This window comes from Spiroplasma endosymbiont of Megachile willughbiella (assembly GCF_964273395.1).
Classification (GTDB): domain Bacteria; phylum Bacillota_I; class Bacilli_A; order Mycoplasmatales; family Mycoplasmataceae; genus Spiroplasma_A; species Spiroplasma_A apis.
This window is the reverse complement of the sequence record NZ_OZ187005.1, coordinates 843,958-864,805: the sequence shown is the minus strand read 5'-3', so window position 1 is coordinate 864,805 and position 20,848 is coordinate 843,958. Positions and strand designations below refer to the sequence as shown.

At 27.4% G+C, this 20,848-nt stretch carries 17 protein-coding genes and 5 tRNA genes; 17 read left to right on the top strand and 5 right to left on the bottom strand.

Annotated features, from left to right (window positions below):
- Positions 1–3 precede the first annotated feature (3 nt).
- Positions 4–1,323 (top strand): hypothetical protein, encoded by a 1,320-nt coding sequence (locus tag ACI2WZ_RS03800; RefSeq protein WP_500244693.1) that lies wholly within the window; start codon positions 4–6, stop codon positions 1,321–1,323.
- Positions 1,324–1,336: 13 nt separating this feature from the next.
- Positions 1,337–1,810: a deoxycytidylate deaminase gene (locus ACI2WZ_RS03795; protein WP_023789795.1), complete on the top strand. Its 474-nt coding sequence runs from the start codon at positions 1,337–1,339 to the stop codon at positions 1,808–1,810.
- A gap of 67 nt (positions 1,811–1,877) precedes the next feature.
- Here ACI2WZ_RS03795 and rnhC read toward each other — a convergent pair whose 3' ends face one another.
- On the bottom strand, positions 1,878–2,783 hold the full coding sequence (rnhC, locus tag ACI2WZ_RS03790) for a ribonuclease HIII (protein ID WP_500244692.1): 906 nt from the start codon (positions 2,781–2,783) through the stop codon (positions 1,878–1,880).
- Between the two features lie 108 nt (positions 2,784–2,891).
- Here rnhC and ACI2WZ_RS03785 point away from each other — a divergent pair, with 108 nt between their 5' ends.
- From ACI2WZ_RS03785 to ACI2WZ_RS03715, 15 genes are all read left to right on the top strand, one after another.
- Positions 2,892–4,427: a CvpA family protein gene (locus tag ACI2WZ_RS03785; RefSeq protein WP_500244691.1), complete on the top strand. Its 1,536-nt coding sequence runs from the start codon at positions 2,892–2,894 to the stop codon at positions 4,425–4,427.
- A complete protein-coding gene (locus tag ACI2WZ_RS03780) occupies positions 4,420–4,740 on the top strand; it encodes a holo-ACP synthase (protein WP_041612614.1) in 321 nt (106 codons plus the stop codon). The genes ACI2WZ_RS03785 and ACI2WZ_RS03780 overlap by 8 nt, the downstream gene beginning before the upstream one ends.
- Before the next feature lie 33 nt (positions 4,741–4,773).
- A complete protein-coding gene (locus tag ACI2WZ_RS03775) occupies positions 4,774–5,643 on the top strand; it encodes a thymidylate synthase (protein ID WP_500244690.1) in 870 nt (289 codons plus the stop codon).
- Positions 5,643–6,113 carry a dihydrofolate reductase gene (locus ACI2WZ_RS03770; RefSeq protein ID WP_023789784.1) on the top strand — a complete coding sequence of 157 codons (471 nt, stop codon included), beginning with the start codon at positions 5,643–5,645 and terminating at the stop codon, positions 6,111–6,113. Before ACI2WZ_RS03775 ends, ACI2WZ_RS03770 begins: the two co-directional genes overlap by 1 nt.
- A 3-nt stretch (positions 6,114–6,116) precedes the next feature.
- Entirely contained in the window at positions 6,117–7,004 is an 888-nt protein-coding gene (locus ACI2WZ_RS03765; protein ID WP_500244689.1) for a lysophospholipid acyltransferase family protein, read from the top strand.
- A 37-nt stretch (positions 7,005–7,041) separates the two neighbouring features.
- Positions 7,042–8,352, top strand: coding sequence for a thymidine phosphorylase (locus tag ACI2WZ_RS03760; protein ID WP_500244688.1), 1,311 nt, complete (start codon positions 7,042–7,044; stop codon positions 8,350–8,352).
- Positions 8,353–8,660: 308 nt separating this feature from the next.
- Positions 8,661–10,763, top strand: a complete 2,103-nt coding sequence (locus tag ACI2WZ_RS03755; protein WP_500244687.1) for an MOLPALP family lipoprotein — start codon at positions 8,661–8,663, stop codon at positions 10,761–10,763.
- Positions 10,764–11,424: 661 nt separating this feature from the next.
- Positions 11,425–11,500: transfer RNA gene (locus tag ACI2WZ_RS03750), tRNA-Thr, on the top strand.
- A gap of 11 nt (positions 11,501–11,511) precedes the next feature.
- Positions 11,512–11,595 (top strand) — tRNA-Tyr (locus ACI2WZ_RS03745).
- A 12-nt stretch (positions 11,596–11,607) separates the two neighbouring features.
- A tRNA-Gln gene (locus ACI2WZ_RS03740) sits at positions 11,608–11,682 on the top strand.
- A 12-nt stretch (positions 11,683–11,694) separates the two neighbouring features.
- Positions 11,695–11,770: transfer RNA gene (locus ACI2WZ_RS03735), tRNA-Lys, on the top strand.
- A gap of 14 nt (positions 11,771–11,784) precedes the next feature.
- Positions 11,785–11,873, top strand: a tRNA-Leu gene (locus ACI2WZ_RS03730).
- 543 nt (positions 11,874–12,416) lie between these two features.
- A complete protein-coding gene (locus ACI2WZ_RS03725; RefSeq protein WP_500244686.1) occupies positions 12,417–14,072 on the top strand; it encodes a lipoprotein in 1,656 nt (551 codons plus the stop codon).
- Between the two features lie 158 nt (positions 14,073–14,230).
- Positions 14,231–14,470, top strand: a complete 240-nt coding sequence (locus ACI2WZ_RS03720) for a hypothetical protein (protein ID WP_500244685.1) — start codon at positions 14,231–14,233, stop codon at positions 14,468–14,470.
- Positions 14,471–14,997: 527 nt separating this feature from the next.
- The gene (locus ACI2WZ_RS03715; protein ID WP_500244684.1) at positions 14,998–15,123 is read left to right on the top strand and encodes a hypothetical protein; all 126 of its coding nucleotides are present in this window, start codon (positions 14,998–15,000) and stop codon (positions 15,121–15,123) included.
- A 318-nt stretch (positions 15,124–15,441) separates the two neighbouring features.
- Here the strand turns inward: ACI2WZ_RS03715 and ACI2WZ_RS03710 are convergent, their stop codons facing one another.
- From ACI2WZ_RS03710 to ACI2WZ_RS03695, 4 genes are all read right to left on the bottom strand, one after another.
- Entirely contained in the window at positions 15,442–16,731 is a 1,290-nt protein-coding gene (locus ACI2WZ_RS03710) for a lipoprotein (protein WP_500244683.1), read from the bottom strand.
- 206 nt (positions 16,732–16,937) lie between these two features.
- Positions 16,938–17,729: a lipoprotein gene (locus tag ACI2WZ_RS03705; protein WP_500244682.1), complete on the bottom strand. Its 792-nt coding sequence runs from the start codon at positions 17,727–17,729 to the stop codon at positions 16,938–16,940.
- Positions 17,730–18,139: 410 nt separating this feature from the next.
- Positions 18,140–19,195: a lipoprotein gene (locus ACI2WZ_RS03700; protein ID WP_500244681.1), complete on the bottom strand. Its 1,056-nt coding sequence runs from the start codon at positions 19,193–19,195 to the stop codon at positions 18,140–18,142.
- A gap of 526 nt (positions 19,196–19,721) precedes the next feature.
- Positions 19,722–20,840 carry a lipoprotein gene (locus ACI2WZ_RS03695; RefSeq protein WP_500244680.1) on the bottom strand — a complete coding sequence of 373 codons (1,119 nt, stop codon included), beginning with the start codon at positions 20,838–20,840 and terminating at the stop codon, positions 19,722–19,724.
- Positions 20,841–20,848: the final 8 nt, after the last annotated feature.

Here is a 20,848-nt window from a genome sequence, read left to right as displayed (position 1 = left end):
AATATGAACGCAAATTTTAGTGAATTAAAACTAAACTTGGTACACTTTTTAATTAAAGTTGAAAAATATAAAGCTTTACCTAAATACAGTAATGAAAATATTTCTTATTTAGTTAATCCTAAAAATAAGTTTCAAATTGTATGTGTTACTATTGGTAATCCTGTAACATCAGACAAAAATTTAGAAGAAATAAAAAATACAGTTAAGTCTGCTAAAAGAGAAAAATTAAATACTTTGATCATTGCCTTAACTTCAAATTTAGAGATATCGCTTGTTGATGGAACTTTAATAGATGTTGATTCTTTAGAAACTATTAAAACTAAATTAAGTAATCATTTCCCTAGAATAAATAGTCTTGTTATTGAAAAAAACGAAGATTCTCCAGAAATTGATGAAGAAGAATTGTTAGCCTCATTAAAAAATCCTTCAGAATCTAGTAATATTAAGTTAAAAAATCTAGCTGCAAGAATGACAACTAATAGTGCGCTGTCAATTTTGTTGGGTGCAATGTTTATAATTTTACCAATTGTTACTTATATAATGTGAACTATGTTAAATATGAGAAATCCAAATACTCCTTTAAAATCTGATGCAGTTGCCTCACTTTTCTTTGGTGCTACAAATAGATCTTTAACAGTTATTGGACAACAATATTGAAGAATATTCACATATGGTTTTACAGCTAATAATGGTGGATTGTTGAAAGCCATAATAGAAGTATTTATTATTGGTTCTTTAACCTTGAAACTATCTAAATACACAGAAGGTGTTCTGGGAACACTGAAATTTGCATCAATTACATTAATAACCTATGTTCTTGCTGGATTATTTGTATCAGTCATGATACCTTTTGGTCAATTTAATGGTGTATTAGGTTTCACAGCCTCAACAATTGCAGCTTTAGGTGTTACAACTTGAGATAAGAAAAACGACACCGTTATTATTTTCTCTAAAAATAGAATTATTATGCCACTTCTTATAATGATTGCATATTCATTATTTTTTAAAACAACAAACGAAATAATATTAATAGTTACTGCATCAGGTATTTCTGGAGCTTTAACTATGTTGATGACTTATAATTATAAAAATCTTGATAGATACTTTGTTATGCCAGTTGTAATGATTGCTGGATTCGTAATCATTCCAATTATTTTCCTATTTTTACCATATTCTTCTTTAGCAGAAGACCGTGATTCAATTAATGCTATGGGAGCTTATATACAATACAATACTTTTAGTGTTGAGCAAGCTAATCGCTTTTTAGGACTAAATAAATGAAGATTGTATTTCAATGCAAACGGAAACTTAGTACGTTTTTAAGTAGGAGGTTATAATGATAAGTAAAAGAAAGAACTATATCGACTGAGATACATATTTTTTGGCAATGGTTCAGTTAAATGCTATGCGAAGCAAAGATCCAGAAACACAAGTAGGTTGTGTAATTGTCAATAATTTGAATATTATCATTTCAACTGGTTACAATGGACTACCTAGGGGACTAGATGATGATAATTATCCTTGAGATCGTAATGGTGACTGAGAAAATACTAAATATCCATACATAGTTCACGCAGAATTAAACGCGATCCTTTCTTCACAAAGAAGTGTCGATGGATGCACATTGTATACCTCTTTATTTCCATGTAATGAGTGTTCTAAAAGTATAATTCAGTCAGGAATCAAAAAAATCATATATTCATCTGACAAATATTGCAATACAACTGAAAATTTAGTATCAAAAAGAATGTTAAATGATGCAAATGTAATATTGGAGTATAAAGAAGCTGTAGTATTAGAGTTGAAATAATTAAATAAAAATTAATACAAATAAATCCATACTTTGAAGTATGGATTTATTTGTTTTTATGAGACATTTATTTTATTTTGTCATTGAAATGTAACTTGATAAAACTTTTTACATCATTTGGCAAGCTGGTTTTATAATTGTTCACTAATGTCTTGACACTATTACCAGCCCCCAAAGGTAGATTAATGTTATATTTCTTACTTAGGGTTCCAATTGTGGTCAAAAAATGATATCTAGCAATTATACTGGCACAAGCAACAGCAATGACTTTATCTTCTGCTTTAGTGTAAAATTCAATATTTTTTATAATCTTAGTATTTTGGTCCTCGAGATAAGAAAAATATTTTTCTTTGTTAACAAATTGGTCCATTATTATTTTGTCATAGTTGATTTCAGCGTCTTCTAAAAATAGATTTAAACATTTGTTGTGTGCTATTGCTTTTAATTTATGTGTATTTTGGTATTTATCGTAAAGATCATTATATTCCTGATTATCCATTATATAAAATGAGTGTTTTATATTTTCAAGTAATAATGGATAAATTCGGTAAATATCGTTATCAGTTAATTTCTTAGAGTCTTTTATTTTAGAGAAAACGGTAGGCTCTGACTTGGCAAAGTCCTTAGGAACTAATGCACAACAAACAACAAGTGGACCAAAAAAGTCACCAACTCCCACTTCATCACAACCAATAACACTAATATCATTGAAACTTTCAATCATTGATTGTTCTTTTTTTTGACTGTTTACTGTGTTGTTGTAAGGTAAATTGAATTTAATAGCATACTTTTGTCAATTCGAAGATTGTATCAATAGAGTATTATTTGTATATATACTTATAACATCATTATTAGAAAGTCTAATAAGGTATTTTATATAAGGATTTTTACTTTGCTCAATGTAATTGTCATATTCTTTAGTGATACTATTGATGATTGTTAGGCTAACATTTTTTCAAGATTTGTTATTCACAATTGTACTCCTTAAAATCTACCTTAATATTATACTATTGCTTTTTATGTTCTATTTCATAAATAAAAGTTGGTATAATCTTTTTAGTAAATAAAGGAGCGCTTCTTGATGATATTTAATATTGGGCCATGATGACTTTTTGATATCTTAGCGTTAGCAATAATTATATCAACTACAGCTTTCGGTGCAAAACGAGGGTTTTTCGTTTCTTTTTATATCTTGCTTGTTGAACTTGTTGCAATTGTTTTAATGATGTTTATTCCAACAATAATAACTAATTCAATTAATAAAACAGTTGTGAATTTTTTAGCCTCAAAAGGTTTGGCTTCTGCATTTGAATCAATGTCTGATAGTATAAAAGATGTTTTGTTGAATTTATTCAAAACCATGGGTATTACTAGTGATCTTAATTTTGATTCTCAAGGCCTAGGCTATGAGTTTTTTACTGTTTGTGTTGCTTGTGTTCTTTATTTAATTTTAACAATATTGACATTTATTTTAGTCAACCTTATTGGTCTATTCTTATTTATAGCTGTTAAAAAAAGAATTAGACGTTTAAAAATAATTGGTTCAGCAGACACAATGTTAGGGGCTGTTAATGGTTTTGCAATAGGAATGACATTTTCTTTAATATTTACAACACTTTTATCGAATCCATTCATAGCAACTGAAACACAAACTCTTGGAAGATTGAATTTTAATGAAATGAGCGAAAAAGAACAAGCGGATTGGACAAAAGACGGTAATTCATTTAATAGATATGCAATTAGTAGAAAAATCTCAACTGAGATTCCTTATTTGAATTTTTCATCTATAGTTTATACTAATCAATGTATTCAAAAATATATGATTAAACCTTTAACAACTATTGCTAATCAAAAGATGGAATCTATGGATACCTCGACTTTGAAACCAGTTTTTAAAGAATTTGAGGAACTGATGGTAAATGGATACACTAGTGACAATCCTTTAACTGCTCCAATTTCAGCTTGTATAAATCTTATGCCAGAAGACAGTAAAAGTGTATTTAGAATTACAAGTGAATTACTACTTATGGGAATTCAAGCATTTGTTACCAACACAGAAAAAACAAAAGTTTATAGTCATGATCTCATTAATAGTTTAGAAGAATTTAAAAAAGAAAAAAATATAGAAACAAAACTTCAATGAGTAACACCAGAAGTATTAAAAGATTTTTATGATTGAAACAAGCAAAAACCAGACGCATCACAAAATGAAACTAATCCTTTTATAAAAATTGCTAACAATATAGACAATTTAGACAATGCAACTGATGACAGTGAAAGACGAGCACTTTCAAAAGTTTTAAGAAACCCTGTTAAGACATATAGTTTTATGAGAAACATTTACTACGTAAATCAGACAACAACAAAAAACATGGAAACTTTCCCATTCTTAGCTTCATTATATTCTTCCAACTTCTTTATAAAAGGTATGGAGTTTGTACCGACTGGTGGTTTATTGACACAAAAATTAGGTGAAATTGAAAACTGAAATCATTTAAATCCAAATGCATTGTTGGTTTTAGGAGGATCTGAAAATCCTGATATTGCTAAAAAAAATTATAATGGATTTTGAATAAATAAATACTTTGCGTATGCAGATTTGGGTGAGAATGATTAAAGTTGGTATAGATATTATAGAAATAAATCGTGTTTCTATAGAAGAACGTCTCATAAAAAGAATACTTCACACCGAAGAAATCGAGTTGTTAAATGCAATTGAAGACCATCAACGTAAACTACAATTTTTAGCGGGTCGATGAGCCGTTAAAGAAGCTATCTTTAAAGCAATTGATATAAACATAGCACCACATAACATCAATGTAAGTTATTTAAATAACAAGCCAATAGTAAAAAATGATGAATTAGAAGACATTCAAATATCTATATCACATGAAAGAAACTATGCTGTGGCAATTGCAATAAAACCATAATATCAATATATAATTATTTATAGTGAGGTGTTTATGAAACAATATCTAGAATTAGTAAAAACTATCTTAGAAAAAGGCGAAACAAGAATGGACCGTACTAGTACTGGAACTATTTCATTATTCGGTACACAAACAAGATATGATCTTAGGGAAGGTTTCCCTCTTTTAACAACTAAAAAAGTTTTTTTTAAAGGAATACTACATGAAATTCTTTGATTTATAAAAGGAGATACCAATATAAAATACTTAGTCGATAATGGGGTAGGGATTTGAAACGAATGACCATTCGAAATTTATAAAAAATCTTCTGATTACAAAGGGGAAACTTTGAACGAATTCGTGGAAAAAATAAAAAATAACGATGAGTTTGCAAAAAAACACGGAGATTTAGGTCCAGTATATGGAAAACAATGAAGAAACTTTGAAGGAGTTGACCAATTTACTAATTTGATAAATGACCTAAAGAATAACCCTTATTCTAGAAGACACATTATAAGTGCTTGAAATCCTTCTGAAGTACCTTTTATGGCTTTGCCACCATGTCATTCTTTATTTCAATTTTATGTATCAAGTGATGGTTATTTAGACTTACAACTATATCAAAGAAGTGGAGACATTTTTCTAGGTGTTCCTTTTAACATAGCTAGTTATTCTTTGTTGTTAACATTAGTTGCATTAGAATGTAATTATAAACCTAGATACTTTGTTCATACAATCGGAGATGCTCATATATACTCTAACCACTTGGAGCAGATTAATTTACAATTATCTAGAGAACCCAAACCATTACCAAAATTAAAAATTAACTTCAAGAATAAAACAATTTTTGATGTTACTTATGAAGATATCACTTTAGAAGGATATGAAAGTCATCCACCAATTAAAGGAGCTGTTGCAGTATAATGATTACTTTGATTTGAGCGCAAGACGAAAAAGGAGTAATTGGTTTAAACAATAGACTACCTTGAAATATAAAGTCAGAAATGCAATTCTTTGTTAACTACACAAAGAATAAAAAAGTATTAATGGGTCGTAATACATGAGAGTCTTTAAGATTAAAACCACTCCCTAACAGAACAAATTATGTTGTAACATCACGAGTTATTGATTTGAAGCACCCCGATCTAATAATAATCAATGATTTTGAAAACTTTCTAAATTCTTATAAAAATAGCTCAGAAGAACTTATAATTATTGGTGGAAAGCAAATTTACGATTTTAGCTTAAAGTTTGCAAATAAACTTGTTGTTAGCGTTGTTAAAGGCCTTTATGAAGGGGATACTTTTGCACCTCAAATCAATGATAAAGAATTTACATTAACAGAAACCATATATAACGATGAGTTCGAAGTTAAAATATATACGAGGAATTAAAAAATGGAAAAGAAAAAAGAATTAAAAGCAAATGAAGTAGCGGTCTCTGACCAAAAGCAATTACAAGTTAGAGAAGAAAGAAAAGAAAGAGAAATTGTTTCTAAATGAAGAATCTTTTTTAGTGCTTGAACGATATGAAGAACTGTAAAAAAAGCTAAAAAAATGACAAAAAAAATAAAAACAGACCCTAACATGTATTCTGAGGAGTATCGTTATAATTGAGTTAAGAAAAAAATTAGAAAAGTTCTAAAGATTGCAAATGTTAACATTTCAGTATTTGGTATTGAAAATTGATTAGATAGAGGAATAGTATTAGCACCAAATCATCAATCAAATTTAGACCCAATTCTTTTATTAGCAATTAATGATTATTCATTGCAACAACCTGTTGCATTTATCGCAAAAGAAGAATTATGAACAAAAAAAATATTTAAGCATTTTATGAACTTAACTGATAACATTTCATTAAATCGTGATAGTCCTAGAAGCGCCTTACAAGCTATGAAAGAAGGTAAGGAACTTATCAACCAATATAAAAGAACTGTTGTAGTTTTCCCTGAGGGTACAAGAAGTGCTAAACAAGAAATGAACGAATTCCTTGGGGCAAGCATGAAAATTGCTCAAATGGCATATGCACCAATTGTTCCAGTAACAATTATTGATTCTTGCAAACTATTTGATAAAAATAGGCCAAAAAAAATAGAAGTTAAGGTAATTTTTGGTAAACCAATGATGCCTGAAAAATTTATTTCAATTAAAACAGAATTATTAACTAAAAATGTTCAAAAAGAAGTTCAAAAAAATATGGATAAATACATAAATTTTGATCCAAAAGCAAATGGCTTAGTTCCTAAAAAAGTGGACAAAAAAAATAAATGTAGCTTTTATTAATATTTATCAATCTTATAGATTTGAATAGGTGAACGTAATGAGCTTTGTTAAGATCATTGAAAAGAAAAAAAATAACATAGAACTATCAAAAGAAGAAATAACATGATTAGTAAGTTCATTTACTAATGGCTCTTTAAAAGATTATCAAATGTCTGCGTTTAATATGGCAGTTTGATTTAACTCAATGACTAAAAATGAAATATCATATTTTACAGAAGCTATGGTAAATTCTGGAGTAACTTATAATTTAGAAGGTGTAAATGGGCCAACTGCCGATAAACATTCAACTGGTGGTGTTGGAGACAAAACTAGTTTAATTTTTGCACCGCTAGTAGCTGCATTTGGGGTAAAAGTTGCCAAATTATCAGGAAGAGGCTTAGGGCAAACTGGTGGAACAATTGATAAACTTGAAAGTTGTCCTGGTTGAACAGGTGAAATAAGTGAAAGCAAGTTCAAACAAATTTTAAACGAAGTTGGCCTTTCGATCATGAGTCAATCAGAAGATGTTGTACCAGCTGATAAAAAAATATATGCATTAAGAGATGTTTCTGGTTCTGTGGATTCAATACCCTTAATCGCTTCAAGTATTATGTCTAAAAAACTGGTAATACCAGCTGACAAGATTATTTTAGATGTTAAAGTAGGAAGTGGAGCATTTATGAAAACAGTCGACGACGCTATTGAGTTGTCAAAGACTATGATTAATATTGGCCTATCTCATAAAAGAGATGTAACTGCTATGATTACAAATATGAATCGTCCTTTAGGAAGAGCTATTGGAAACGCTTTAGAAGTAAGAGAAGCGTGGAATACACTTAATGGTAGTGGACCTTCGGATTTGATAGAATTGTGCGTTAAAGCAGCCAGCATAACGCTTGTAGAGTCTGAGATATTTGAAAATCTTAACTTAGCTGAACAAGAAATAATGAAACTATTGAAATCTGGTAAAGCAGCCAACTTGTTAAAAGAATTCATAATAGCGCAAGGGGGAGATTTCTCGGTTATCGAAAATTACGATAAAAATTTTAAAACAGCCCATACTATTGAAATACGTTCTCCTAAAAAAGGTTATATAAATTTCAAATCCGCTGAATCACTAGGCCTTTTATCAATGGAATTAGGTGCGGGTAGAAAAACTAAAAATGACAAGATAGATTTCGCTTCTGGCATATATCTAAATAAAACAACAGATGATTATGTAGAAGAAAACGAAGTCGTTATGACATTATTTACAAACAAAGATAATACAGAGAGTTTTACATTACAAGCTCAGGCTATAATAGATATTTTGCCTCAACCATCAAAAGAACCATTAATCCTTAAAATAATGAACAAACACGACATTTAGCATCGTGTTTTTTAATATGTTTTTTTGAAATCAATTATCGATTTTCAATTAGTACTAAAAAATTACCACCATATTTATTTTTAAAATTTTTTCAATATTCTCAAATTTGTTTTACATTTTCTTACACTCGTACTTTATAATGTAAAATTAAAAAAATCAAGGAGGTGTGTTGATTTTAAAATGTTGTCGGTGAATAAGAATATAAATAAACAAATTTGATTAACAAACCTTTTTAGTAATACTTTTACTATATATTCCAGTTAGTCATTTTTACTAAGATAAAAAAATATAAGGAGAGACAAAAAAATATGAAAAGATTATTAAGTTTAATCGGAGCAATCAGTATTGGTGCTTCGACGAGTGCAACAGTTGTTGCATGTGGCGCTAAAAATACTCAATTAATAGACTCAAATAACGAACAATATAAAAGCGTAATCACATCAAAATTAATGTCACAAACGGCAAAAGCTTTATTTATGAATCAAAATGAAAACATCGATTACAATAATAAGCACATAAGTACTTCTTCGATATTAACCTCACTTGTACAAAATAAAACATTGAGCGAGTTAGATATCACAGAAGAAGGAAATTCAAATGATATAAATGTAAATAGTAAGTTTAATGATGTTTATAATACTTACTTTGATAAAAACTTGATGGCAAAAGAGTTAAACTTGTCAGATAATATTTACCAAAGTGGTGTCAAAGCTCTAGATAATGAAACTATTGAGTCATTGAAGAAAGTTACAGATCTTTTACCAACAATATTAAATTTATGCACAAATCCTTCTAGTTTAGGTCAATTGCTTTTAATGTTAGCAAAAGACCCTTCATTTATTACAAATTTAATTTCAGAAGATACTTTAAAATCATTGGCAAAAGTACTTGATAATGATACTCTAAAATTATTTGAGAAAGCTTTTAGCAGCAATATTTATAAAGACATGACATATCAAGATTCACTTGATTCTAGTGTTATTGGATTAGCAAACGCTGTAAACAATCTATTTTCGATTGAAGGTTTTGATACATTAAAGTATGATACAAAAGATGATATAAATTCAAATTATGATAAAGCAATAGATTCACTTGCTAATAATATTTCTTATCTACTGAGTGGTGAAAAAACAATTAGTTTTGACATAACTAAGAATATTAAAGCTATACCTGAAGTTATTAGATTTGTAAGAACTTTATTATTGCCGCTTGATCAATTCAAGTTTGAAGATATTACATCCAGAGCAATGACCTTAAACGAGGTTGGTGCCATGAGGGATACAAAAATTGTTTCTAACAAAATAGATATAAAGAATATTTTTAACATATTAAATGCTTTATCAACCGATAATGAAGGCTTCATCTTAAAAAATATAGTAAACTTTCTTTTAGGAACTGACGACAAACTAAATATTAGTTACATTGATGCATTATTTGGAACTGTAAAATATAAAGGAAACAAAAAAGGCGGTTTAATCAAATTAGTTTCTAAATTTGTTGAAAAACTTAATAAAGCAGACTTCGTAGAATTCTCTGTTGTTGCGGGACTAAAAGTCAAAATTTCAATTGATTTTATTATAAGAGCATTTTTAAATATGGGTCTAGGGCAAAATAAGGATGATAATGGTTTAACTAGTTATGTTGAAGATGGTACAATCACCGCTGATACATTATTAGGTGTTGAAGCTCTACCAGATTTCTTAAAAAATGTTATAAAAGCCGTAAACGAAAACAATGACTGAAATAAGTTTGCCTTAAATTGAGTTGGGTATTTATGAAATAATGATAATAAACACTTAAATTTAAGTTTAAAGAGTTATTTAGACAAAACTGTTGGTGAGTTAGTAGAGATGTTTCAAAAACAACCAACAGATAAAGCATTAGGATTTGATCACGTAACAAATAATGCATTAGATATGATTTTTAATAAGAAATTGTCAGATATTTTCAAAGATTTAAAAGATTCTACAGAAAAAGTTGAAAAATCTACAGTTGATTTCGATACCTTAGCAAGTTTATTTAAAAGTATGTATGAAAATGATGCCTTACAAAATGCTCTTAACGATGTTAACCATTTATTTAAACATCTAGGACTAAATGATGATGGAAGTTTTGTAGAGTCATCAGTGTTAAGTAATGTAATCAAAATGGGTGCAGAGAATAAAGATTGATTAACTCCTCTAATTGGTTGTCTTGATAACTATATAAATGAAGAAACCACTAATTTAAGCACCATTAAAGAAAAAGTTTACCAATATTTTAAAAAGCTAACTGTTGATATTGAAATAAATGCAGAGAATGATTTTATTTATAAAGTATCAGATGGGAAAATTACTAACATATTTAATATAAAGTTGAAAACAACCAACTCTAAAGCACAAATAAGTGAAATAAGATTATTAAAAAATTAGTCATCATTAATGACTAATAAATGTAACTAAATACTCATTGAACATTAATATGTTTAATGAGTATTTTATTTTGCGAAATATTCATTAATTTAGATTATTTTTTAAAACTTTTAAAAATCAAAACAACTTGATACCACTTTATGGGGCTTCAAAGCAATCACAAACAAAAAAGCCTATAATCACATCTTCTAAGTTTGTTTTTGGTTGTTTATGACCCTTATATGGGGTAAAAACACTATCTTTGTTTAGTGATAATGAGTCTAAATTATTGATCAATAGATTGTTTATTATAAGTAAGTATTTTTTATAAATATTATTTACAAAATAATCACTCTTTATTGATATTCTGAACAAAATAAAATATAATTAAATATGTCTGGAACAGGTTTAAATATAGCCCATGTTGTTTATTTAGCCCTATCAAATAAGCATTTTTATAAATTTAATTATAATAATAGACTTGTTTTGGATTAAATCTTTTAAAAGTGCTCCGCCCAGAGTACTTTTTATTTTCTTTACTTACAAGTTACATTTTTTTTAGTCAAATGTAAATAAAAGATGATTACTCATTTTTTTAAAAATTAATTAAAATTTATTGACATAATGACTTATTATTTTGTATAATTGAAAAGGTTCTTATCTTTAAGAATTATCAGAAGACGCTGACTTAGCTCAGTTGGTAGAGCAATTGACTAGTAATCAATAGGTCGAAGGTTCGACTCCTTTAGTCAGCACCACTTATTATCTTGGGGAGATAGCGAAGTGGCTAAACGCGGGTGGCTGTAAACCATCTCCTTTCGGTTCGGCGGTTCGAATCCGTCTCTCCCCACCATTTTTTTATTATTGGGCTATAGCCAAGCGGTAAGGCAAAGGACTTTGACTCCTTCATGCGCCGGTTCGAATCCTGCTAGCCCAGCCATTTTATCAATACGTCTCGTTAGCTCAGTCGGTAGAGCAACTGGCTTTTAACCAGTGGGTCATAAGTTCAAGTCTTATACGGGACACCATTTTTTATTAATACCCCCGGGTGGCGGAAGTGGTAGACGCACTGGACTTAAAATCCAGCGATTTTAAACGGTCGTGCCGGTTCAAGTCCGGCCCCGGGGACCATTTATAGGACTTGATAAGACACACTTGTGTCTTTTTTTGTTTTCTAGTTTTGAACATTAATAACAATCATACTAGTAAGACCGGAGAATATTTTTTTCATAAAATGGAAAATATTTTAAAAAAAGTTACTGAAAAGAGTAACTTTTTTCTTTTGATAAATATAAAATACTTTATGTCAATAATGTGATTTTAAAAGACATTATTATGAAGAGAGGTGTAATGTTAAAGTAAGATGATTGTTTTATAGTTGAAAAAAGTAATTTTTTTTATAGGTCTAAAAATTACTTTTAAAATTTATAAAAAGTGTTTTATATAAAATCTTGTTTAAAATTTTTTTAATAATTAACTAATTTGACTTTAATATAATCAATTAACTATAGTTAAATAATTTCCGTTTTTTTTAAGCTATATTAATTTGTCATTTAGTTATTTTTTTAATAATAATTTTATTGATCATAATATCTATATTAAATAATAAAAATATTAATTTCATTAATGTGAACAAGGACTAATTTTAATTAGTCCTTATTAAAGGAGAATATAATGAAAAAATTAATAGGATTATTAGCATCAATAGGACTTATTTTATCTACTGGTTCAGCTGTAATTGCATGTGGTGGTACAAAGAATAAGTCTGAGGAAAAACCAACAACACCCACAGAAAATTTAGGAACAGTTAAAACTGATATCAATGAAGTAACAAGTAAATCTCAAAAAGTTAAGATAACTGTCAATTTAAAAGATACTTTAGCACCAAATCAAGAACTATCTCTATTTTCTGACCAAGGTGATAAATCTTTATTAGAACTACCCAAAAAGCTTTCTAAGGATTTTTTCGATAAAAAAGTTTATACAGGTACAATTAAAGTTAAAGATTTTGGTATTGTAACTGAAAAATTATCTGTTAAGATTGGTGATAAACTAGTTGGATCAGAAGTTTCAATAAAAATTAATATAATAGGAGATGTAAATCTTTCTTCTACAAAAATTGCAAGTAGTTCTGATGAAGTAACTTTAAATGTTGAATTATCTTCAACGTTGGCTGGTAATGAATCTTTAGAAGTTATTTCTGATAAAGGAGATAAATCTCTTTTAAAACTAAGTAAATTTGTAAAAAATGAAAAAGACCCGAAATTTTATACAAGTATCATCAAATTGAGTAAAAACGTTGATGGTACAACTACAGAAATGTTAACAGTTAAAAAAGGGGACAAATTAGTTGGAAACGCTACTCCCATAAAAATAATGCCGGTTGGAGAAGTAACTCTTAATAGCAAAATCATTACTAGTAAAAAACAAAAAGTAGATATTACAGTTAAAATAAATAAAACCTTAAATGAAACAGATAAAATAGTTGTATCTTCTGATAAAGGTACTGAGTCAGTTCTTCAAATCTCCGAGTTTACAAAAGTAGGTAGCTATTTTAAAGGTACTATTAGTTTGAAAAACTTAAAAGACGTGCCATTTACTACTGAAAAGTTAACTTTTAAACTTGGAAATGATAATATCGGACCTGGATTTACTATAGATATTAAGCATTTTGGAGAAACATATGCTTCAAAAGTCATTTTTAATAAAAAAGATGATACCAGTAAAATAGAAGTTATGTTAAACAAACCCTTAGGGGAGGGCGAAAAGTTATATATATCAAAGTCTAAAGAATCAAACTTTGATGTTACTGATTTAGTAATCGACCCAAAAGATAATAAAAAATATACTTTAGATGTATCGATTAAACCAGAAGCAATGGGTTATGGTCCTTTTGACACACCCGCAACAGAATTTATAGGTATAATAATTAATAAAGACAACAAATCTAGTGTTGTAGGTTTACCTTTACCATTTGTTTTTGATTATCATAATGTTGAGATTTCAATGCTTTCTGGCTTTTTAAAAGATGTTAAGTTAAGTCAAAGTGTAGATCTAAAAAGCCAAAAACAAGTTAAAGATGATTTCATAAGTTATGTTAATAAATTGGTAGAGCGTTATAGTTCTTTTGCGCCTGTATTAAAAAAACTAGATATAAATAAACTTGTTAATGAAACAGTTAAAATTGAATATTTTAATGATAAGAAAGAACTAGCAAAAGATAATATTGATACAGTAAGGTCATTTACTTTTGAAATTATAAAGGGTAAAGAAGACTCATTAAAAGGATTACATTTAACAGGTAAAGCAGAGGCATATGTAAGTAAATAAATTGAATTTTATAGATCTATCAAATATTAATTACTCTAATAAATAAGTCATCACTCAAGATTTTTTTAAAAAAGTGAATCTATTATAAATTGAAAGAACAGGGTATTCTAAACAAGCAAAAACAATTCTACACTAGAAAGAAGTGTAGAATTTTTTTTATGTCAAGAGCGAACAATTGAACAATGGTTAAAAATAATAAAATTTATAAAAATCAAGGAATAAGAGTTGTTGAGCTGTGATATAGAATTAAAAAAAATAAAGTTATAAGACTTATAGGTGAAATTCAAAAAAGATTTAGTATAAAATCTAAGTTACTAGATAATTATGGTATAAAAATTTTAATTAGAAAAAAGGTATCTGGAAGACATAAAAAAAGAGGTGATTCTGATATACCATAAATAAACGATGATTTAAATAAAGAGCAGAAAAAAGAAGTTATAGAAGATTGAAAATAAAATATACGAAAAAGAAAAAGAAGTGGTTAATAAAATACAATATCTAAACACAACAATAAAAGCAAGGATTATTTTAATGCATAGAACATTCTTTTACAAAAAAAAGCATTGTTAGAAGTTATAAATATAACCTTTTAAAAAGTGAGATATATATGTATTGAGTGTTTTGAAATCCATCTTTTGGAGTAGAAGAATAATTATCTTATTGAGACAAAAAAATTTTAATATGAACGACAAAATTCTAAGATACTATATAAAAAAAGAGGTTTTATTATTACAAAAAGTGAAAAACTTTAACACTAAGTTAAAGGATTTAATAAAGTGTGACTATAATCCTAAAACGATAAAATTATAGCAATTGATGTTTCTTATCTTCAAGAGTTGGTAGAAGGAAATAATTATTGTTTATCCGTAGCTATTATCCATAAGACAAACAAACTAGATGCTTATTATAAAAAAACACTTAATTAATGTTCGATACTTTAAAAAAACAAACAAGTTTTATATTGTACTCAGACCAAGGTTCTGAATTCTTAAGTTATGAAGTAAGAAATTTAGTAAAAAAATGAATAGTGAAATATGAATGAGCAGAATAGGCAACTCTTTAGACAATAGAAAAAATTAGTTTTCTTTTGATGTTCAATAAGTGAATATTTAAATTGTATCAATACTTACAAAAGGAAGTTCAACGAGATAAACGGGCACATAAATTGATATAATGAGAAAAGAATACAAAAAGTAGCAAATTAAAAAAACGCCAGCTAACGCCAGCGTTGTTATTTAATAACTGTATAATTTAAATTCCCAGTTTAGTCCTAACGGTTTTTTCCTTTAAAACTAATTATTGATTTTTCGAAAACTTTTTTGTATAGTTTTAAATAAACTTTTTTATACTAAGATTTAATAAATTATATTTAAAAGTCACCAAGTAATATCGAAAAATCACCAGTTAATTTTTTACCTAAGGTCATTTCTTTTCCTGATTTTATTGTTACATCCACGCTAAATACATCATCTACACCATCTTTTGCCTGTTTTCCATCATCTGTTATATATTCAAAATTGAACACTTCCGTGATTTTTGTTTTAAAAATTTCGTAATCTAATCCAGCTTTTTTAACTTTTGCTTCTGATTCTACTTTAATTTTTTCTAGAATTTGCGCTTGGTTTTTGTAAGATTCTAAATCTGATAGTTGTTCAACAAAGATATTTTCGATATTCAATTCTTCAACCTCAGAGATTGTAAAAGAAACTTCAATTGATGTTTCAGAATAAAAACTTTTCCCTAAAATAGCATCTATTTGTGCAGTTCCTTTTGTTTCATTAATAGAAATATTTTTAATATCTATATCATATATATTTCCGCTATTAAAACCTGTTGTTGAATTTTTTTCTAAAATAGCTTGTCTTATCACATATTCATCAGGGTTACCTTTATCTATTTTAAGTTGACCCAATTCTCTAACTTTTAAAGCTTCCTCTAACTTATTTTGTTCAAATATTTTGATTTTAGCACTACCAGTAATGTGATAACCATCTATTGTGTCCTCTTTCCCTTCAATAATTTCTAAATTAACGAAGGCAACTTTGTCCTGATTATTTATAGCTAAATCTGTGTCATTTTTCAAAAACTTTACATTCACCATTGATAGGAGCACATCTACATCAATTGCAAATCCATACTGACTCAATAAACCTTTTGCAAAGTTAATTAGTGTATCTTTTACTTTCTCTTGATTTTTAATAATGTTTGAATTCACGCCAATACCACTACCAATGACCGCTTGAATTAAATTTAAACTCACATCTGTTCTTGATGCATCTTTATTTTTAGATATTTTTATTTCAACAGAACCAACTTCTGTATCATTAAGTTTAACAGTTAATCCTTCACTAACCTCGTTTTCAGGTAAATCATCTTTTAACGAAACTTTATAAACAACTTTTTTTGTTTCTTTTTTTGTTTCTTCGATATTCAACAATGAGTTTTCACCTTTGTTACTTGTTACTGTAATTTTATCAGCACTTGCTAGATCTTTATTAAGTTCGACTGTTAAATTTGTTGAGTCATCTTTAGCACTCAAGGTACTTTTCTCTAAAGAGACTTTACCGATTGATTCAGTTTTTTTACCACATGCTACAACAGATACACCTGTTGAGGCCACCATTCCTAGTGCGCCTAATAATCCTAATAATTTTTTCATATAATTCTCCTTTTAGTATATTAATATTTAATACACATATAAATATGATACACAATAAAGTAATAATAATTTTCAATATAAAATTATTTTTAGATTTTAGAATTCTTTTAAAAATTAATGTTAATGCTAGACATTTTATAATTAAACTTTTTATTAAAAGTAAAAAAAACCTAAGACTTTCGTTAAGGAATCTCAGGTTTACGATTTTATTTCTTATTTATGTATTTATTTAAGTCTAAATTGTAATTATACTTTTCAAAATTTGATAAGCTTTCTTTTTTATCTTCAGAAGGTTTCGAACCATCAATTTTATCTGCTATTTTAATTTCTATTTGATCTTGATTAAGTGCATCATCGAATGTTTTAAATCATTTCTCTAAAGCTTCTTTATAATTGTTGTTAGTTGCACCTTCAAATCCTACTTCTCAAAATACAAGTTTACCATTTCTAACCAAAAGATAGAATGGTGTCCCTCTATTAGAAGATAAGTAGGTTTTAACTCTATCTTCAGCAATCTTATAATATCTTTTATAATTGTCTTGAATTTCTGGTTTTGTTTCAAATCTTACTTTTATATAAACTTTTACTATTTGTTCAACGATCCAATTGTAGATATTTTTACTTCAATTTTCATTTCAATTATTTGCTTTTTCATCAGTAATAAATTGATGAAAATCTATTTTATTGTGTTTTATTTTTCGACCAAAATCAGTCAAATCACCGTTATTTATTTTAGATTCATTACTATGTTTTGCATTATATATACTATTAGCTTTAGCTAATAGTTGCTCTAATTCATTGTTGGTCATTTTTAATGTGTCTTCAAATTGTTGACAGTAATCACAATCTTTGGCTCCAATGTATAATAAAAAACTATCTTCGTTTTTTATTCATGATTTAAATTCTCTAAAGTTAGCGTTACTACTACAAGCAACTACTGAAACTGTAGATGATGCTATTAAAGTAGTTGCAGTAAGTATACTGATAAGCTTTTTCATTTATTCACTCCTAAATATCAATATTATTTTACACATTTTTGAACACAAACTTTATATAATTTCTAAAAAAGGGTAGGAGAACATAATATAAGATTCTATAAGTGAACGAAATAATGATTAATCTATTTTATAAGAGGGGTCTATATTTTAATTAACAATCTCTTTATTGAACTATCCTAATATAATTTTTTTATCTATCTTGAAGATTATATTAAACTATATATTCTAGAAAAACTATCAAACAATTATTAAACTCACAATAATGATTGTAGAAAATGTAAATTATAACAACCAATAATCTTTATTTTAATTTAACAAGTATTGTTTCTTCAATTGAAAATATAAAATTCGCGCTAATAAAAAATAGTGTTATAAAAACGCTAGCATAAGCTAGCGTAGTTTTGAAATTATTAAGCCTGTCCTATTGAAAATTTGATCTCAATATTTTTATCATTTTGAATTGAACTGTTAAAATTAAATTTAAGTTTTGCTGTTCCTAATGTGTCATTAATTTGATCTAATTCTATATCTTTGCTTTTAAAAGCATCTTTCAATTTTTGATCAATATTTTTTTCTAATAACTTATCTTGTATTGCTTGTTTTAGTTTTTCTTTATCATTAGGGTCGACATTTAAAGCTCCTAGTTCATTATTGTTATTAGTAATTAGTTCTGATATTTTTTTCTTTTCTGCAAGTTTTACCTTTGCTTCTCCAATAACATGATAATCCTCAATATCATTAGCGTGACCATCTTTAACTGTGATTTTGATTGCTGCTACATCTTTATTTTCAGTAACTTCTTTTCCTGATTCATCTAAATAAGTTATATCTACCATTCCTAAAACTGTTTTTACATCCAATTTTATTATCATTTGAACAAGTTCTAATTCTAAAACATTTTTTACATACTCTTTAACTGAATCGTTGATAAAATTCTTATCTGACATTTTCCCAGAGTCAATTGAAAGAAATCCTTTATTTCCGAAGTTATTTATCGTACCTGCAAAACCAGTTCCGTTAATGAAATCACCAATAAGACTTAAATCAAATTGACCTCTTTGTGATATTGATAATTCAACACTTTTATCTGTTGCTTTTCCGTTCAAATTGGCAATCAATTTCTCTGTAGTTGATTCTTGTGGTAAGTCATCTTTTAAAGTGATTTTGAATTCATATATCTTAGCGTTCTTATTGTTCTTTACACCATCAGCAATTTTTAAAATTGATTCATTCCCTTTATCACTTGTAATTGTTAGTTTATCAGATGATGATAGTACTTCTTTTAATTCAACTTTTACAATAGATTCTCCTGATTTTTTACTAATAGTATCATTGTCTGTTTTTACAGATATGATTGTAGCATTGCTTTCTGTTGTTTCAGTGGTTGTTTTTCCACATGCAACAACTGTTGCACCAGTTGATGCAACCATTCCTAATGCTCCTAATAAGCTTAATAATTTTTTCATTTTTCTCCTCCTTATATAATAAATTTATTATATATAAACTAATATTACACTATTAAGATTTAACAAAGGTTGCAATAAATGTTTTTTTAAATCATTAAATTTCTTTTAAAATTATAAATTGCAAATATTTCTTAGTTGAATGATAAATATTTTAAAAAATTAAAAAACTTTTAGGTTTCTATTTTATGTGAAATATAAGTTAAACCATTTATATCAATTCACTTATTCGTGAGTAATTAATAAAAGTACAAAACTATTATCAAATTTTTATCTAGTTTTATTAATTTAAAATTATTAATCAATAATCGAAGTTTTTGCTTATGTTCAATTAGTATTAAAATAGTTGATAAGTTTTTATATAAGATAAGTTTTGTTAATATTATCCCTATAAGAATTGTGATCATAAAAGAAATTCGTCTTTTATTTATGAAAATATTAAAATAATTTATGAAATAAAAACACTAGCTAGGACTAGTGTTTGTTTGAAAACTTTAATATCTTTTTTATGTCATAAATGTTGTTAAATTTATGCAAATGTAAATTTGATAACTCTATTTACATCGTTTTGAATTGAACTATTAAATACAAATTTAATTTTAGTTGATCCAGATTTTGCTTCTTTATCAATTTCAACGTTGTCAATTTCAATATTCTTAGTTTTAAAAGCTGTACCTAATGGTTCAAAAGTATTTACAGCTAATAACTTCTCTTGTACAGCTTTCTTTAATTCTGCCTGGTCATCAAGATTTTTTATTGTTAATTCTCCTAAATCAGAAGTTTGAATTAGTTCTGATATTTTTTTCTTTTCTGCAAGTTTTACATTTGCTTCTCCAATAACATGATAATCATCAATATCATCAGCATGACCATCTTTAACTGTAATTTTAATTGATGCTACATCCTTATTTTCAGTAAATTCTTTTCCCTCTCCATCTAAATAAGTTATATCTACCATTCCTAAAACTGTTTTTACATCCAATTTTATTATCATTTGAACAAGTTCTAATTCTAAAACGTTCTTCACGTATTCATTAATCGAATTATAAATAAATTCCTTGTCTGACATTTTACCAGAATCAATTGAAAGAAATCCTTTATTTCCAAAATTATTTATCATACCTGGAAAACCAGTTCCGCTAATGAAATCACCTATAAGACTTAAATCAAATTCACTTCTTGGCGATATTGTTATTTCAACACTTTTATCTGTTGCTTTTCCGTTCAAATTAACAATTAAGTTTTCTATAGTCTCTTCTTGGGGTAGGTCGTTTTTCACACCAATTTCAAATTCATAAACTTTTTTATTTTTATCATTAGTTTTAACTTGACCTACTTTTAAAATTGAAGCGTCTCCTTTATCACTTGTTAAAGTAAGATTCTTAGTATTAGATAATTCTTTACTCATTTCAACTTTTACAGTTCTTGTTTCTGCCTTTTTACTAATACTATCTTCATCAATGGTTACTTTTTCAACTGAATTTCCTACTTCTGGTTTAACTTCCTCTTCTGGTTTATTTTCCTCTTCTGGTTTATTTTCCTCTTCTGGCTTTTTTTCTTCTGTGTCTTTTTTTCCACAAGAAACAACTGTCGCACCAGTTGATGCCAACATTCCCATAGCTCCTAATAAGCTTAATAGTTTTTTCATATTTTTTT